The organism is Aureitalea sp. L0-47, assembly GCF_026126405.1.
Classification (GTDB): domain Bacteria; phylum Bacteroidota; class Bacteroidia; order Flavobacteriales; family Flavobacteriaceae; genus Pukyongia.
In genome coordinates this window covers 1-431 of sequence record NZ_JAFMTQ010000055.1, presented here as the reverse complement: position 1 = coordinate 431, position 431 = coordinate 1, and the positions used below count along the sequence as shown (strand labels likewise).

Sequence of the window (431 nt, the reverse complement as noted above, 5' to 3'; positions counted from 1 at the left end):
AATGCCGATACGGCGGGTACAGAGGTGAATGTTCCGGTAAGCGGAAATGTACTTGTGAACGACTTCGATCCTGAAGGCGACAACCAGACGGTAACTAATGTAGGTACCTTCCCAACAACCCAGGGAGGAAGCATCACCATTGCTGCCGATGGTAGTTTTACTTATACGCCACCGCAAGACTTCGAGGGTGAGGATACCTTCGAGTACTTCATAACGGATGATAACTTTAATCCTGCCACCGATTCAGCCATTTTGACCATCACGGTCAATGGCGATCCGAACCGCAACAGGACGTATGCTAATGACGATGCCTACAATGGCAACCAGGGTGCTACTATCACCGGAAATGTATTGGACAACGATACAGATCCTGAAGGAGATACCCAGACGGTAGATACGGTACTTTCTCCGGTAAGCGGTCCTTCGAATGG

Annotated in this window: 1 protein-coding gene; it reads left to right on the top strand. The window is 49.4% G+C overall.

Annotation, left to right across the window (positions count from 1 at the left end):
* On the top strand, positions 1-431 hold a 431-nt coding region (locus J1N09_RS15575; protein WP_265201179.1), incomplete at both ends, for a cadherin-like domain-containing protein.